The organism is Alteromonas profundi (genome assembly GCF_010500865.1).
In the GTDB taxonomy this organism is placed as follows: domain Bacteria; phylum Pseudomonadota; class Gammaproteobacteria; order Enterobacterales; family Alteromonadaceae; genus Alteromonas; species Alteromonas profundi.
This window is the reverse complement of the sequence record NZ_JAAAWN010000014.1, coordinates 60207-76460: the sequence shown is the minus strand read 5'-3', so window position 1 is coordinate 76460 and position 16254 is coordinate 60207. Positions and strand designations below refer to the sequence as shown.

14 protein-coding genes and 1 other RNA gene are annotated in these 16254 nt (G+C 43.7%); 2 read left to right on the top strand and 13 right to left on the bottom strand.

Going from position 1 to position 16254, the window contains the following annotated elements; translation table 11 throughout:
- Positions 1-9: 9 nt before the first annotated feature.
- From GTH32_RS11760 to GTH32_RS11740, 5 genes are all read right to left on the bottom strand, one after another.
- Positions 10-534 (bottom strand): MotA/TolQ/ExbB proton channel family protein, encoded by a 525-nt coding sequence (locus GTH32_RS11760; protein ID WP_163085939.1) that lies wholly within the window; start codon positions 532-534, stop codon positions 10-12.
- Position 535: 1 nt separating this feature from the next.
- Entirely contained in the window at positions 536-1894 is a 1359-nt protein-coding gene (locus tag GTH32_RS11755) for a MotA/TolQ/ExbB proton channel family protein (protein ID WP_163085937.1), read from the bottom strand.
- Positions 1895-1900: 6 nt separating this feature from the next.
- On the bottom strand, positions 1901-2662 hold the full coding sequence (locus GTH32_RS11750) for a DUF3450 domain-containing protein (protein WP_163085936.1): 762 nt from the start codon (positions 2660-2662) through the stop codon (positions 1901-1903).
- A 683-nt stretch (positions 2663-3345) separates the two neighbouring features.
- Positions 3346-6414: a TonB-dependent receptor gene (locus tag GTH32_RS11745; protein ID WP_163085934.1), complete on the bottom strand. Its 3069-nt coding sequence runs from the start codon at positions 6412-6414 to the stop codon at positions 3346-3348.
- Between the two features lie 740 nt (positions 6415-7154).
- Positions 7155-8243, bottom strand: a complete 1089-nt coding sequence (locus GTH32_RS11740; protein WP_163085932.1) for a tryptophan 2,3-dioxygenase family protein — start codon at positions 8241-8243, stop codon at positions 7155-7157.
- A gap of 148 nt (positions 8244-8391) precedes the next feature.
- On the opposite strand from GTH32_RS11740, the gene GTH32_RS11735 reads away from it, so the two are divergent.
- Positions 8392-8685, top strand: a complete 294-nt coding sequence (locus GTH32_RS11735) for a late competence development ComFB family protein (protein ID WP_163085930.1) — start codon at positions 8392-8394, stop codon at positions 8683-8685.
- Between the two features lie 78 nt (positions 8686-8763).
- On the opposite strand, the gene ffs is transcribed toward GTH32_RS11735, so the two are convergent.
- Together ffs and GTH32_RS11725 are read right to left on the bottom strand one after the other, a co-directional pair.
- An RNA gene (ffs, locus tag GTH32_RS11730) (signal recognition particle sRNA small type) lies at positions 8764-8860 on the bottom strand.
- Positions 8861-8950: 90 nt separating this feature from the next.
- Positions 8951-10009, bottom strand: a complete 1059-nt coding sequence (locus GTH32_RS11725) for a Glu/Leu/Phe/Val dehydrogenase dimerization domain-containing protein (RefSeq protein WP_163085929.1) — start codon at positions 10007-10009, stop codon at positions 8951-8953.
- A 195-nt stretch (positions 10010-10204) separates the two neighbouring features.
- On the opposite strand from GTH32_RS11725, the gene GTH32_RS11720 reads away from it, so the two are divergent.
- Positions 10205-10672, top strand: coding sequence for an Lrp/AsnC family transcriptional regulator (locus GTH32_RS11720; protein ID WP_163085927.1), 468 nt, complete (start codon positions 10205-10207; stop codon positions 10670-10672).
- A 61-nt stretch (positions 10673-10733) separates the two neighbouring features.
- On the opposite strand, the gene maiA is transcribed toward GTH32_RS11720, so the two are convergent.
- The 6 genes from maiA to pspB all read right to left on the bottom strand — a co-directional run bounded on the left by maiA (position 10734) and on the right by pspB (position 16235).
- Positions 10734-11402, bottom strand: a complete 669-nt coding sequence (gene maiA / locus GTH32_RS11715; RefSeq protein ID WP_163085925.1) for a maleylacetoacetate isomerase — start codon at positions 11400-11402, stop codon at positions 10734-10736.
- Positions 11403-11498: 96 nt separating this feature from the next.
- Positions 11499-12509, bottom strand: coding sequence for a fumarylacetoacetate hydrolase family protein (locus GTH32_RS11710; protein WP_163086000.1), 1011 nt, complete (start codon positions 12507-12509; stop codon positions 11499-11501).
- A 220-nt stretch (positions 12510-12729) separates the two neighbouring features.
- The gene (gene tyrR / locus GTH32_RS11705; protein ID WP_163085998.1) at positions 12730-14286 is read right to left on the bottom strand and encodes a transcriptional regulator TyrR; all 1557 of its coding nucleotides are present in this window, start codon (positions 14284-14286) and stop codon (positions 12730-12732) included.
- A gap of 241 nt (positions 14287-14527) precedes the next feature.
- Complete coding sequence (phhA, locus tag GTH32_RS11700; protein WP_163085923.1) at positions 14528-15328, bottom strand: phenylalanine 4-monooxygenase; 801 nt, start codon at positions 15326-15328, stop codon at positions 14528-14530.
- A gap of 221 nt (positions 15329-15549) precedes the next feature.
- Positions 15550-15999 carry an envelope stress response membrane protein PspC gene (pspC, locus tag GTH32_RS11695; RefSeq protein ID WP_163085921.1) on the bottom strand — a complete coding sequence of 150 codons (450 nt, stop codon included), beginning with the start codon at positions 15997-15999 and terminating at the stop codon, positions 15550-15552.
- Positions 15996-16235 (bottom strand): envelope stress response membrane protein PspB, encoded by a 240-nt coding sequence (gene pspB, locus GTH32_RS11690; RefSeq protein WP_163085919.1) that lies wholly within the window; start codon positions 16233-16235, stop codon positions 15996-15998. Before pspB ends, pspC begins: the two co-directional genes overlap by 4 nt.
- Positions 16236-16254 lie beyond the last annotated feature (19 nt).

The following is a 16254-nucleotide window of genomic DNA, read 5'->3' as shown; positions in this document are numbered from 1 at the left end:
TCTCTCTCTCTAATGATGTGGCAGGCTATCAACTAGCCCTTCTCGTGCCAGCTTCACTTTAGCTTCAAGACGAGAACTGATGAACAGCCCAGATAGCGCAGCGACCATTCCTGCCATTGTAGGAATTGTTGCCATAGAGATACCAGCTGCCATTAGACGGGCGTTACTGGTGCCCTGTGTTGCCATTGTCTCGAATACACCGATCATACCGGTTACTGTACCTAGTAACCCTATTAACGGACACATTGCAATAATGGTACGTATAATCAGCATTCGTGCGTTCAGTGCATCTGACGCTTGAGAAATCCACGCGTCACGGATTCTATGCGCATACCATGATGTGGTATCAGCTCGGGCATCCCAATCTTGGATGATGTTTTTCTTCACCTTTGGGAAGACCGAGGTTAAATACCAGTAACGCTCAATCATTAAAACCCACATGAGAAAGAGCGCGGCAGCAACGAAATAAAGCACGTCACCGCCGGTAGCGATAAAGTCCCTGACCGATTCGAATAATCCAATCAGGTAATTCATATTACGCTTTCTCCGACTCTGAATGAGCTGCTACGATACCCGCAGTTTGCTCATCAAGAATGTGGATGATTGACTTGCTACGAGAAGCTACGATGCTGTGAGTAAGAATTAAAGGCAATGCCGCAATAATACCCTGAGCTGTAGTTACAAGAGCCATTGAGATACTTCCAGCCATCATACGAGGGTCGCCAGTACCGAACAATGTGATTGTTTGGAACGTTGCGATCATACCTAGTACTGTACCTAGTAGACCTAGTAATGGTGCGATAGCAGCGAAGATCTTAATTACGTTGATACCGCTTTCGATACGTGGAAGTTCACGTAGAATCGCTTCATCTAATTTAAGCTCTAGGTTTTCTGCATCGGCCGTTTTGTTCTCTTGGTAAACTTTAAGAATGCGACCTAGTGGGTTGCCTTCAGAAGGATTACCTGGGTTCTTAAGTTGTGAACGCATTTTGCCGCCAACAACAGTAAGCGTAACTAGCTTATAAAGACCGATAAGAAGGCCGATTATAAGCATTGCAGTGATAGTGTAACCTACCGGACCACCAGCGTGATAACGCTCAGACATTGTCGCTTTTTGCTTCAATAGACCAAGAATTGCGCCTTGAGATGGATCTGCATAGAAAGGAACAAGACCAGAAGTCGCGTCAATCAAATCATCTGCAGAAGCAACAAAGTGGCTATCTGGTTGACGACCTAGTGGCTGAACAACTTCGTTCTCAGCATCATAAGTAAGGTAGCCGTCTGCACCAACAAGGTTGAACGTACCGATACGAACGATTTCTTGCTGTGAAGAACCACCGTCAAGATTAACTACTTCAGTAGTAAAGCGAACAACTTCACCGCCTTCAGTCATTTCTTTTTGAAGTGCAAACCATAGGTCTTCTAGTTCTTGAATGTTTGGTAGACCTTTAGAGTCTTCAGACATTTCAGCAAGGAACTGGCTACGACCAGGGAATTGTGCACTTACAATAGAGGTTGCTACACGGCCATAAGCTTCAGAAGCTGCTTGACGTACTACACCGAACATCTCGCCTAGCGTACCCGTTGCTTGGTCTAGTTCTGCAGACTTTTCATTCAACGTTACTTCGTTGTCAGAAAATTGCTTCTGTAGACGGTCGCCACGGTCTTGCTCAGCTTTAAGTTCACTTTGCGCTTTACGAAGAAGTGCTTGCTTATCTGCACGAGCAGCTTGGAACTCTGCTTCACGCTGTTTATTGATACGTGTTTCAGAAACACGGTTATCCTGAACCTGTTCTAGCAGTTCTTTCAGGCTCTTTGCTTCCTGAGCCTGAGCTCCGGTTGCTGCAACTGCAATTGTCGCAGCGGCTAAAAGAGATTTGAATACTGGTTTCATTAACAATTACTCCGCTGCGCTAATTGGTAGTTTGATCAAATCCGCAGGAATGACGTTGTTTGCCATCTTAACTGCGTCAACAACTGAAGACAGATACTCGTCTCCTAGTTTTTCCCATACGCGATTTTCATTGTTCCATACCCAAGCGTTAGCTTGGTCAAGAGACAATGCCACTAGTGCGGTGCGACCTAGGTTAAAGAAATCAACGGTAACTTCTGTGCCGTTGTCATCAATAGTACCTTGGTAAGAGTTAATCTTTGTACCGTACTCTACTTCAACTAAGTAGGCTTCAATCACTTGGCGGAACTGCTCAGATACAGTTACGTTTGAGTTAGCCATAACGTCACGTAGGCGTTCAACACGCTCAAGACGCTCGTCTAGGTGAATAGGACGATCTAGTTTGATGAATTGCTCTAGACTATCGATCATGCGGAACATAAGAGGAACGATGCCCTGCTTAGTTTGCTCGATGCTATCAATCTGACGCTGTAGAGAGTCAATGCCACGCTGCTGGTCAGCAACAAGACTAGCGATGTAGTCATTGTAGATCTTCAGGTTTTCTGTCTCATCTACTGTTTGACGGTACTCAACAAGTAATTCTTGAGACTGCTCAAACAACGTGTTGATTTTTTCTTGAGATTTCGCTGCAGCCGCGTGGATTTTCGCTTCTTCTTTATGAAGTTCTTCAAGCGTATCTGCAGAGACTGCGCTACCTGTTAGTGCGAATGCACCCATAACAGTAGAAGCAATAAGAGTTCTCTTGCTCATTTTGGACATAGTTCCCAACCAAATTTCTTATTTGAATCCTCGCCGATAATGGAATAACACTCGGGCAAGGGGCGTATAAAACTTTCACAATTTTGTTTCAGGAATGTAGGGCCAGCGACGACGCTGGCCCTACGAACTTAGTATACTCACATGGAATGTTACGTAGAGTCAAGTAACAGCCTGTTTACACCGTGTAGATTTTCTATCATCTGTGTAATATACGGCCAGATTCTGTGCAGAATCTATTCCAATATTGTGGTTTTATTACATATGTTCTTAATCGATTCACTTTTAGGCGATTAAAATTCCAGCATTAACAGAAAACGTTTACCCTTATTTCGTCAAAAATGTCGCATTTTCGTCTATTCTTGGCGTTATCTTATTGAAAAAAAATTTTAGTTGAGTATAGGAGGTGAATAATAGTAGTGCATAATTATTCATTAAAAAAAAACTAAAAGTGGTGGAAAAATCTGCTCATTCGCGCACCAAAACTGCGAGTGATCATTAAAACGGTGCAGTTAAATCATCGGCGTGAACGTTTTGTTAATAAATTTTTTTATTTTTTATTTACGCTAAAGGTTAAGCGGAAGGTGAATAAGAAATTGACCTTTACTCTTCATCGTTAGGTAAAACAAAAAAAGACCCGATAAAATCGGGCCTGTTTGAGTTGTACTAATGAATAATTAGAACCGTGCTGTTACACCTACATTAAAAGTGCGTCCGTAGGTGAAGCGGCCAATCGCTGTCTCTTTAGGGCTTGGCGACCAGCCCAATACATTCTGCACGGAGCCACGAAGAGACACTTGTTCGCTTACATGGAAAACTGCACCAAGATCAAACAAAGTACGAGATGGAATCTCTGTATAAGGATTACCGTTTTCATCAATATACTGAAATGGTGTTTGCTCTACGTCGCGCGACGTTCTATCGGTGTAGTTGATGTCTAGGAAAGTGATAAAATCACCAATGGTGTAGGAAATTTGTCCGTTAGCAATTAAGTCTGGATTACCCCATTCACCGTGATCATCGTTAAAGTCAAAACCGGTATTAGATACTTCATCTTGAATTAGCTTGAAGAAACTAAAGCGGAATGACAACGCGCCATCGTCGCCATCGAAGAAATCACCGATTACAGGGTAATCAGTCAAATCATTCTTGTAGTTAGCTGTGTATTCTGCTGCTTTAAAATTACGAATAGCCGCATTTACATAACCAGAAGTAAAGGCATTTAGCGCGGGTAATTGGCCATCAGCTTCACGCTCAAACTGGTCACAGAATCGGTTTGGGTAGTCAGTGGCATCGTAACACGCGTTCATAATGTCGGTTAATTCAAAGTCTACAATTGCGTTAGTTAATTCAATATCGATGTAATCGAATGAGAAATCTAAGCCTTCGGCCCAACCCGGTGTATAGATAATACCTACGTTCATGCTTTTGGCTTCTTCATTTTCCAATGCATCATTTCCGCCGGTGAAACCACGACGCGATGCGTTCTGTGCAATACTAGAAAAGTCAGTAGGCAGTCCTTCTGCCGCGCAGTTTGCTTTACGCACATCAGGATTAGGACCACTATCTAAATTGCGCTCGTCGCACGGATCAGTCGCAAATTGCGAGTCTTCAACGACAGGTAAAAACAGCTCTGTAATTGCTGGTGCACGAACTGTTTCGGTCACGTTGTAGCGCACCATAACTTCTTCTATAGGACGATAGTTAATCCCTACAGCCCATATGTTATCTTGGCCGGCGCGATCGTTGTCGATATAACGATACGAAGTATCTATGCTAAGTGTGTGTAAACCTGGGATGTCCATATCGCTAGAAAATATTGGGATTATGGCTTCCGCGTACACATCTTGTGTGGTGTAGCCCCCTGACGTTTGGTTATCAGATAAACCCTCTAATTCATTCGAACCATCTGGACGGAATTCCGCGTATTCAGTTCGACGTTCAAAGCCTGTGGCAAAGCCAACACCGCCAGCAGGTAAGTCGAAAATTTCTCCGCTTATATAGCCCTGAAGAATACTTTGTTCAACGCGGGTTTGACCTTGATCGTTATATTTAATGTAATCGAGAGAGGCTTGAGAAGGTGTACCAAACGGGTTAAGTGCAGCACACGTACCTTGTGCTCCAAGAATATTTTCTGAGTTCGTTAAGCCATGGTTTTCTGCTACAAAGCCACCTTCGTAACCGTCTGTATAGTTATACAAACAATCAATTTCACCCGTTTCAGGATTGATACCCGCATCAAGTGCAGCAAAAAACTTTGGAATGTTCAATCCTTGATCTTGCGAATAAACACTACTAATACCTTTTTGGTAAGACAGTGCCCAATCAAAGGTTCTATCGGCAATATCAAAGAAACTCGTTAATTCAGCGCGATAACTGTTTACTGAAGATTCGTTGATAATCTCCCGTTGGCCCAAGTTAGTCCAACCACGATGGTAGTAGAAATCGCCTTCGCCGCCTAACAACCCTTCTAATTGGCTGCGGGATGCAGATGTTAAAAATGGATTACTGGTACTAAAGCTAAGCGCGTCGCTCGCGCCACTAAACACCCCTGAGTTATATTGTAACGCCTGGTAACCCTGATTACCTGCATCAGAGCGGTTTGAGAAAACGGTAACTTCCAAGTTAAGATCTTCTGCTAGCTCGTAGTTGGCTATAACAGAGAGATTATAACGTTCGTAACCTTCTCGTGCGGTATTAGTTTCAAGAAGGTTTAAGCCATCTCCACCAGAGGCCCAAACCGAGTTCCCCGTAGGAACTCCGCGGTCGTAATTCACTAAACTGCCCGAACCCGCGGGATCGAATTGATAAAAATTTCCATCACTCCACTGACCTAATCCAAAGTTAGTTACAGCGGTGGGGCCTGGAGTTACAAGGCCACTAAACGAAAGAATACCTGCACGGGGGTCTGGGACCAACAACACTTGGTTATTTGGTACTACACCATCGGCGTTGGGTACACCATCGCCTTCGGCTGGGGTAAAGCTTCCCCAATCGTTTGCCAAGCCTGGGACATCGCGAGCGGCGATATTTTCAGTTTCGTTGTATTCAAGGGCAACCACAATGTTGCCTTTGTCTTGGTCAAAGTTACCACCAATAAGTGCACGGAACGAGTTGTCGCTGGCGATACCATTTAGCGAAGTATAATCGTAAGAGAATTCCGCCCCTTCATAGTCCTTTTTAAGTATGTAGTTAACTACACCTGCCACTGCGTCTGCCCCGTATACAGGCGCACCACCTACTTTCATAACTTCAACGCGATCGATAAGTGCAACGGGGATATTATTCACATCAACTTGTCCGCCCGGCGCACCGCCTCCACCCACGGGTGAGTTACTTGATATAAAACGACTACCATTAATAAGGGTAAGGGTTCGTTGTGAACCTAAGCCGAATAAGTTTATGGTGTTTTGACCAAGCGCTTGACCATTAGCGGCGGTATTGCCACCGATCTGCGGGCTTACCCCCGCTATAACGCCAGGTAAATCAAGTACCGCGGTAATCGCGTTAGTCATACCGCGATCTCGAATATAACTATCATCTATGTAGCTGATTGGCTGAGTTGCCTCCAGATCTACCCGCGATATACGAGAACCTGTTACTTGGATTTTTTCAACTGTGGCTTCGTCAGTTACGTCGGACGCCGCCTCTTGTGCAAATGCATGATTGCCCGCTGATACCGCTAGCGCAGCACTGAGCGCACAGGCTAGCTTAACTGAAGCAGCCAGTTTTGTGTTTGTAAACATGTGTTGTCTCCCTGGACCACTAATATAATTTAGTGTGTTTTTATACTTTCGATTTTTTGTAAAATCTTATTAGCAAGGCTTAAGCCTTGACCGGATAATAGTCACAAGGATAGAAAGTGGTCAACGCGACAGAGGGAAAGTCATACTAATTGATAATATGGATCTTAAAAAACCGCGAAATTATAAATTTTTTTTAAAAAAACTATTTAATTAAAATTTATAAAGAGTGTATTTTACACACCGATTTTTCTGGCCATGCGATAAACTGCATTATATGGAGATGAGAGGAATAAAAATATATTTACAATTAAGCCAAACTCTGATTTTAACTCGGTTCTCACGCCAGAGGTAGATGGTTAAGCATATTTATTCTTTTACAGCAGCCATTTGTAAGTAAAACCCACCGGGGTTATCTACGTCCCCAACAAAGATAAATGCACTATTTTTTTACACGCTCGAGAAAGCCCACTTATTTGAGAATGTACCCATAGAAGCGGGCAGTAATGAAGCAGAACGAAGAAGGCCTAAAACGCGCATTGGCCTATATTATTGTCTTTAATCTTAATAAAGAGCTTCTTGCTTGTCGTTCGAACAAGTAATCCGAGAAAGGTAAAAAGTAATTTGTTTACCTGGTAAATTACCAACGTTTTATTTTTCATATTCTCGCTGTTTTCGTATTGACGTATATTCTCCTTCTATTGCGCTTAATGTAGGTTACATATTTACGACTAATTTTTAAGCTACTTCAAATGAAAACCAAGCTGCTTTCGCACTTTTTCAGGTAGCTCTGGCAGTGCACTTTTAGGCAAGAGGAAGGTAGCCATATTAAAAAAGTCTAGAAATATACGGTTTGACTCTGTGGTGCGCTTTAAGTATTGATGCCCTGATGAGCCTCCTGTACCAATTTTGGTACCTAACATCCGCTGTACCATCATGGCATGTCGGTAACGCCAAATAGTAAGCTGCTCATCGATGTCTGTTAACGCGGTAATAAGCTGAAACGGTAAGTTAAAAATCGGCTCTTCTGAATATTGCTTAATAAATAGTGCCGACAACATAGCATCGTGTGTTAACCGAAACTTCCCCTTCTCGCGTAATTGTGTGTAGTGACTGTCATCAAAAAGTGCGTCAAAGTTTTCCCGCGTAGATTGCCAGTCTTTTAATTCTTGCCTGCGTTCTTCTTCACTAAGCTGTGGGTTAGATTCGATGGTGTTTTTGTCTTCGGCTAGCATTGTGGTGGCCGCTGCGTTGTAGTATTCCCAAAAATCAAAATCATCCATTTTTAGTAGTGGCATGCGCGCTAGCCATTTGTCTACTAATTCAAATAGGCTTGGCTTGCTTTCCAACGCCTCCAGCAATTCACGATCTTTATCAGACAAACGGTTGTAAAAACTCTGTTTATCAAAATCAATGCGGTAGTCACGCTTTAATCCTAGGGATATCTCTAAGCGCTTGAACTGTATACTTTGGAAGCCGGAAGCAGGCACCAAATAGTCTCTAAACGATAGAAACTGTTGCGGCGTCATAGTTTCCATAATAGCAATTTGGTCATTCATTAGTTTCTGAATTTGAATAACACGGTGTAGCCTATGTACGACTGACGTTAATTGTTGATCCTTTACGCTAGATTGATTGAAGGTATCAATGACGGCATTAAGTTCATGCAATACTTGTTTAAACCACAATTCGTATACCTGGTGAACGATAATAAACAACATTTCTTCATGGGCGGCGTCACCATATTTTTCGCTTTGCAGCGATTGTGCGCCTAGTACTTTATCAAGCTGTAAATAGTCGCCGTAGTAGCAGGGTTCAACATTCTTTTTCATGGATGTAAGGCTTAGTTCGACAAACGTAACGCAAATACTATCATTGCAAACTCGACATCGACAAAATACCAGCTATAAATTTAGAGGTAGCTAAGTGTTTAAATTGTTGAACACTAACGGCGAATCTACAATTTAGTAAGGTATTACCATGAAGTTAGATAGCGATATTCACAACTATTACGAACACCTTGTACTCGAGCGGATAGCCGAGCTGCAATTAGATAAAGAAAATAGCCCCGATTATCTCGCTGATATATGTTGTCTTGCTCTCAATCAAGTTCCTCCACGCTACATTCGCTATGAGGTGGATATGGCTTTCTATTTACCGCAAAGTGAGCGCAACCAAATGGAAATGAATGTTGCGCACGCCGTGGACAAGGCCATAAAATTTCTAAAAGACACCAAGGCGAAGCCTTTTGAAGAACGCAGCGCAAGCGAGTAATAGCAAAAGGTTGCTAAGTAGACAATGTATCGCTAGAGAATGAAAAAGAGGTACAAATATAAGCAGATTTGGGTGGCAGGCTCCCAGCCACATCCCGGCACATGAGTCGTCTGCTGCGGCTGCTCCCTTCCAGGCCTGACCGAGTTCACAGAGTATCATTGCGGGAGGACCAAAAGCCCACCATAGAAGCGCGTAGTTATTTAAGGCAGTAAAATCTTCATTGCCTTAAGCGCGGGGCGCATTATGACTATTTGAATGCTAACTTTCAACCCTTATTCGAAAATCGTTCTTCGGCAATCGAATTCGCCACCCGACTCGTAGCCCTGCCCTCGGCATCAGCGCGTTGATAAATCTCATTTAGCGTATCCCCAATCCCTTCAATATGCTCGCGCAGTGCGTGGTTGCTGCTCGATTCCATTCGCTGATGAAAAATATCGATGATACCGCCTGCGTTAAGTACGTAATCAGGCGCATACAAGATGTCTCGGGTAACCAGCAAATCGCCAATTTCTTCACGGGCTAACTGATTGTTCGCCGCGCCAGCAATAACTTTTGCCTTAATAGTAGGTAGGGTTTGATCATTAATTGCTGCACCTAGCGCACAAGGAGCAAGTACATCTACATCTAAACCTAAAATATCTTCAGGGGGCACCGCTGTAGCACCAAGCTCCGTTACCGCTTTATCTACCCCTTCAGGAAAGATATCGGCAACATATAAAGTGGCGCCTGCATCGCGAAGATGTTTGGCTAAGCGATAACCCACATGTCCCATCCCTTGAATAGCCACTGACACGCCTTCTAAGCTACGATTAAGCTTATATTCTACGGAGGCCTTCAAGCCTACAAATACACCGTACGCAGTAGATGGCGCGGGGTTTCCATCTGGCGTTTCTCCCGCGTAGTGGTACTTCGCACTAACGCCAGCGATATAGTCAGATTGTTTGGCCATTGCAGCAAGATCGCTTACTGCAATGCCTGAATCCTCGGCAGTGAAGTATTTACCGCCTAAAGAGTCAACAAATTTACCCATAGACTCCATCATTGCAGGCGTCTTTTGTTTACGAGGATCGCCGATAATCACTGACTTGCCGCCACCTAAGGCAATATTTGCCATTGCAGCTTTATATGTCATTCCTTTGGATAAACGCAATACATCTGTCAGTGCTTCTGTACTGTTAATATAAGGCCACATGCGACACCCACCGAGAGCTGGCCCTAAATTGGTATTATGTACAGCGATAATTGCACTAAGCCCTGATTCTTCATCGTGATAAAATGCAACGTGCTCATGATTATCAAATTCGGCATGATCGAAAACTGACATAAGGTTCCTTTTTCTGGTGGGTGAGTTAATTTTCACAAGTGTAGCCGATGCGTTTGAGGATAAGTCTTGCATTGTTGTAAATAGAGTTTTTCAAACCGCAAAGCATAAACTTAACTGACTATTTTACTAGGACAACTATCCTAGGATTTATTTTTCTATATAATGAACATCATAAAAACGATGGACACCACGTGAATGAAATTAGATAAATTTGATCGAGAAATATTACGGGTTCTGCAACAGGATGCCACTGTCTCTATGGCCGACCTTAGTCAGCGTGTTGGTTTATCGCACACCCCTTGCTGGCGCCGTGTAAAACGCATGGAAGCTGAAGGTATTATATTAGGGAAGGTCACACTATTAAACAGTAAGAAACTAAACTTAGGGGTGTCGGTTTTTATCTATGTTACGTTAAAAAATCATGATGGCGACTCGCTGACAGATTTTGAAAGTGCAGTACAGGAAATAGATGAAATTGTAGAGTGTCATACCACCAGTGGCGAAAAAGACTACTTATTGAAAGTGATAGTGGAGAGTATTGAAGAATACGAATTTCTTCTTAAAACGAAACTCACACACTTACCTTTGGTCGACCATGTAAGCTCCACCTTTGCGCTCAAGCAGGTGAAAAACACCACCGAACTCCCCATTAAGCGGCAGTAATTTTGTTATTTAAAAGCGCACCTATTGTGCGCTTTTAACCAACATTCATGGTTGCTTACACCTAGACACACAGTTCACTTTCGCAATCAATCTGATTTTCCGGTAGCGCCCGTTTAAATGCATCTAATTTATTGCAGTTATCGACGATTTTACTGATTAATGGGAAGGCACTCATATCTACACCAAATCGTTTTGCGTTATACGCTTGCGGCACTAAGCAAACATCGGCTATCGTTACATCGAAGTCAAAACAGTACTTTCCAGCTTGGGTTTGAAGCCGTTTTTCGATCCCGTTAAAACCTTGAACAATCCAATGTGCAGCCCATTTAGCCACATGTTTTTGGTCCGCGTTATACTGTGTTTTTAACGCGTTTAGCACCCGCAAATTTCCCACCGGTTGAATGTCACACGCGATATCCTGCGCCAGTGCTCGTACCCGAGCACGCTCAGTAGCATGAGCAGGGATCAGTGGGGCTGTACCAGTAAACCTTTCGTCTAGGTATTCGATAATCGCCAGTGACTGGTTTAAAATAATGTCTTCGTCATCATCAACAAAGGTGGGCACTAATTCAGCTGGGTTTAATGAGGCATAGCTATCGCTATGTTGTTCCCCCCCATTTTTAACCAAATGCACCGGTATATACTGATAGTCAATTTGCTTCAAATTGAGCGCAATTCTCACCCGATAAGAAGCCGTAGAACGCCAATAGCCGTATAATTTAATACTCATAAGCAAACGCCATATTCAGTAAACAGAGTAAGAAAGCCCCTGGTGTCACAAACGCAGGCGCTAATGTAAGCATAGACCAATAGTTTGTTAGCGTACTTAGTTTAACGGCTTCACACGCTGCTCGATGGCCCCGAATATATTGTTGCCCTGCGCATCCAACATTTCTATACGGATCATGTCACCAAACTGCATAAACGGGGTGGCAGGTTTGCCATCTCTAATCGTTTCAATCATGCGAACCTCGGCAATACACGAATAACCTACCCCACCTTCAACAATGGCGGAACCGTGGTCGGTACCTTGTTTATTTGATACCGTACCTGAACCAATAATCGCTCCGGCCCCAAGGTTTCTGCTTTTCGCCGCATGGGCAATCAATTCAGCAAAATTAAACGTCATATCTACGCCAGCATTAGGCTTGCCAAACAGGGCGCCATTGTAGGTAGAGCGTAACGGTAGGTGCACCTTATTGTCTTTCCACGCCTCCCCTAATTCATCAGGCGTTACGGCCACCGGTGAAAAACTTGAGGCTGGTTTGGATTGAAAAAAACCAAAACCTTTACCTAATTCTTCAGGAATTAACCCTCGAAGCGATACATCGTTTACCAACATAACTAGTCGAATGCGCTCTGAAGCCTGTTGCTCATTACAATTCATCGGCACATCATCTGTCACTACCGCCACCTCTCCTTCAAAGTCGATGCCCCATTCATCGCTTGGCAATATAATATCTTCTCGTGGTCCAATAAAATCATCTGAACCGCCTTGATACATAAGCGGGTTGCTCCAAAAACTTTCAGGCATTTCTGCGCCCCGAGCTTTTCTCACAAGCTCCACATGATTTACATAGGCACTGCCATCTGCCCATTGGTAGGCCCTTGGCAAGGGTGAAGCACAACGAGCTTGGTCAAAGGCAACACTGTCAACTTCCCCTTTGTTAAGCTGCTCATATTTTCTTTGTAATTGAGGAGCCAAGTCTTGCCAATTGTCTAATGCCTGTTGCAGCGTAGCGGCAATCCTTTGCGCTGAACATGCACAGGACAAGTCCTTAGACACAATCATTAGTTCACCGTCGCGAGTATCGTTATTATAAGTTGCAAGCTTCATCATGCTCTCCGGTAGGAAATTAATACCGCGCAAATTAAAGAGTTCGCGGACTATCTATGATGCACTTTATGCCATTACTAAGGTGGGTTTGAGAAGGGAGGCGTTAACGAAAAGTAAACCCGGTGTAAGCATGCATGTACACACTATTGGTGCCCACCGCCACGAAAATGAGATTGGCAGTGGGCACGCGCCAAGCGTAAATAATAGTGAACAGATAGGTCTATAGCTTTACCGTGGCCTTGTTAATACCGTATTCGCGCAACTTATTGGCTATAGCAGTATGGCTAAGCCCTAGTTTCTTAGCTAGCTGCCGGGTGCTTGGATAAAAAGGGTAAAGACGTTTTAGCAAGTCTTTTTCAAACTTCTTCACCTCTTCATCTAAGGTACCTTCAAAATTTTCATCTATGTAGGTAACGCTAGGGGCGCAATTGGGCAGTTGAATATCTTCTTTCGTAATTTCTTTACCATCTAAAAGAGACAGCGCTCGATACAACGCGTTTTGAAGCTGACGAACGTTTCCCGGCCACGGGTATTGCTGTAAAAACTCTACACACGACTTGCTCAGTTTTGCCGGTCGTCTGCCGAGCTTAGTGCTATGTTGAGCGATAAACGCTTCTGCTAGCGGCACAATATCCTGACGCCGATCTTTCAGCGAGGGCATCACTAAGCTAAGTACGTTCAATCGATAGTATAGTTCTTTGCGAAAACGCCCTTCTTCCACAAGTTGACCTAAATCTCGGCAGGTTGTACAGATAAAACGGACGTCGACAGATACCACAGTCGCATCGCCTACTCGTCTAAACTCACCATCTTCAAGTACCCGCAATAGCTTGGCTTGAAGCTGCGAGGACATATCGGCAATTTCATCTAAAAGTAAGGTGCCACCTCGTGCCTGCTCTAACAAACCGACTTTAGCGGTAGGTTGATTAAAGGCGCCTTCAGCATAGCCAAATAACTCGGTTTCGGCCACGCTGTCCGGCAACGATGCGCAGTTAAGCGCTAAAAACGCCCCTTCGCTTCGCCGACTCGATTGATGACACGCACGAGCTATCATCTCTTTCCCTGTGCCCGTCTCACCAAAAATAAGTATAGGCGCATCTAAATCGGCGATACGTTTTGCTTCATGTACCACCCGTTTCATGCAAGTAGACTCAGTGGCAAATCGGTCGAAACTATCAGTAGGAGATTGATGAAACGCAGTAAATTGCTGCCCTAAACGCATTTCTGATTTTAAGATAACCACCGCGCCCGCCATAATTCGATTACTTTCGCCGTCGGCCACCGTAATAGGCAGCATATCCGCAAGGTAATCTTGTTGGATGAATTTCACTTTTGTAGATTGGGGACGGGGCTTATCCCCATCCATCCATCGCTGAAAGTTAAATCCCTTAACGATTTCCCCAATATCACTACCTGCGACCTCGTTAAACCCTAACTCTAACCCTGAAGTCACCGCTTCATTGCACAGCAGAATTCGCCCCTTTGCATCCACGGAAAAAACCGGGTCGGGCAAGGTGCGTAATATGGCAGATAACTGGTTTTTTTCACGCTCACCGGGCATAAAAGGCGTTGTTTTTACATCATCAATACCATCGATATGACGGATCTTAGGCATTAAATGTTGAAAGTCTGCAAATTCAATATTGGGAAAATTTAAAAATATTTTGCCCGTAGGATCGATTTCAATACCGCGCAAATCGATCTCATGGGCAACAAGGATATCAAGAACATCTTGGGTGATACCAAGACGGTCTTGGCATGTAATTTCTAAGCGCATCTGTGACTTCATATCGTTATTGTAAACATATATGTACACAATATCACACTTTTACAAAAAGATAACAAGTAAATACAACGTGCGCCACTCTTTTGCACGCACTTCTACATTACCTGCCCACAAAAAAGGTAGCCTTGTACAAAAAATATTGAGACGGAAAAATGAAAAACTAAATACGGGATAAGTAACGGCAAAACGTTGAGGCAAGAGAATTTCCCCCAATCCTCTTGCCCCTTCTGCTTTAGCTTACTTTTTTATCTTTAGGTGGGAACAAGGGCGTATAAAGACCAAGTTGTTTGGCCTCTCGTACCATTGCCATGATATCCATTTCCGCGAGCTCAAATAAATGATCGAAATTAGGTAAAATATAATAAAGCGGCTGCATTATATCGATGCGGTAAGGCGTACGCAGGGCGTCTACAGGGGTAAGCAGGTGACGCTGCGGTTTATCACTGTCTAAGGCATATACAGTTTCACCTGGGGAAGACAAAATACCGCCGCCATAAATTTTAAGCTCATCGTTGGCATTGACTAAACCAAACTCCACGGTAAACCAATAAAGCCGAGCTAGATACACCCTATCTTCCTTACTTGCCGCTAACCCAAGCTTGCCATAAGTATGGGTAAAATGAGCGAATGCGGGGTTAGTTAACAAAGGACAATGGCCGAATACTTCATGAAAGATATCGGGCTCTTGTAAGTAGTCAAATTCTTCACGACTACGGATAAACGTCGCCACAGGGAACTGCTTATTAGCAAGTAGGCGAAAGAATTCCCCGAAGTTTATTAGCGCAGGTACTTCTGCGGTTTGCCAACCGGTTTGTTCTAATAACACTTTGTCTATGTCAGGCAATTGAGGGATACGATCTTCAGCTAACCCGAGTAATTCTATCCCCTCTAAATACTGCTTACAGGCGCGTTCTCTTACTAAAGGTATCTGCCTTGCGTAAAGCTCAGACCAAATCTCGTTTTCTTCTGTCGACCATTCAATCACCCCATTTTCATTTGAGGTTTTAGACTGATACTGCGTTGACTTCGCCATAAAAATTACAAACTCATGCGTGCCTAAAAGATATCTGTAGTCTAAGGATATTGCGCGGTTCGTGAAGTATTCAGCTCAACTGCGCTCTGGCTAACGCTGTAACATTGCATTTACACTTAGCCGCTAACTCTATGATAAGAATAAAAAGATACAAACAAAAAACCGCACATACATAGTGCGGTTCTTGGGGCTTTCGTCACGCCTTATCGCGTAAGGGTTAGTTACAACCGGCTAATTTCTCGGTTTAACTGAAACTCTTTTGACGTCACATAGGTTTCCATTTTACGTAGTCGCTGCTCTGCCTTTTCATAACGGGTGCGAATATCATGAAATGCTTGTTTAGGCGGCTCACCTGCTTGCCAAACTTTAGTTTTAACTTCTACTTTATGACTTGAAGAGGTAGATGAGCCTGCATTACGCCATCCTTTTCCCCTGCCTTGTACTGGTGGGATATCTAGCGAAGGCTCACCGCCAAGCGGCTTTTTATCTAAAATAAACCAACCTGCAATGTACGCGACGAGCATAAAGGGGCCAGCGAGTAGAAAGAAGCCCGTAACAACAAGAATTCTCACCAGCCAGGTTTCTAATCCGAAGTACTCAGCTATACCGGAACAAACGCCGGCGATACGTGCATTTTCAGTATCTCGGTATAAGGTTTTCGATTCCCTCATGCGCGATTCCTCCACTGCGGTGCTTCACTGTCTAAGATCGCTTCAAGTGTCTGGATACGTTCCGTCATTTTCTCCGCTTGCCCCGCAAGCGCTTCTAGGGAGGCGCGCTCTTCGACAGTTAAACCTTGGTTAACTTGCTTTTTGCTGCGGTAATGCAAAATAAGCCAAATCGGTGCCACAAAAATCATAAAGATGACCAGGGGCATTACCAACATTGCAATGATACCTTCATCCATTTTAAAACCTCCAACAAAC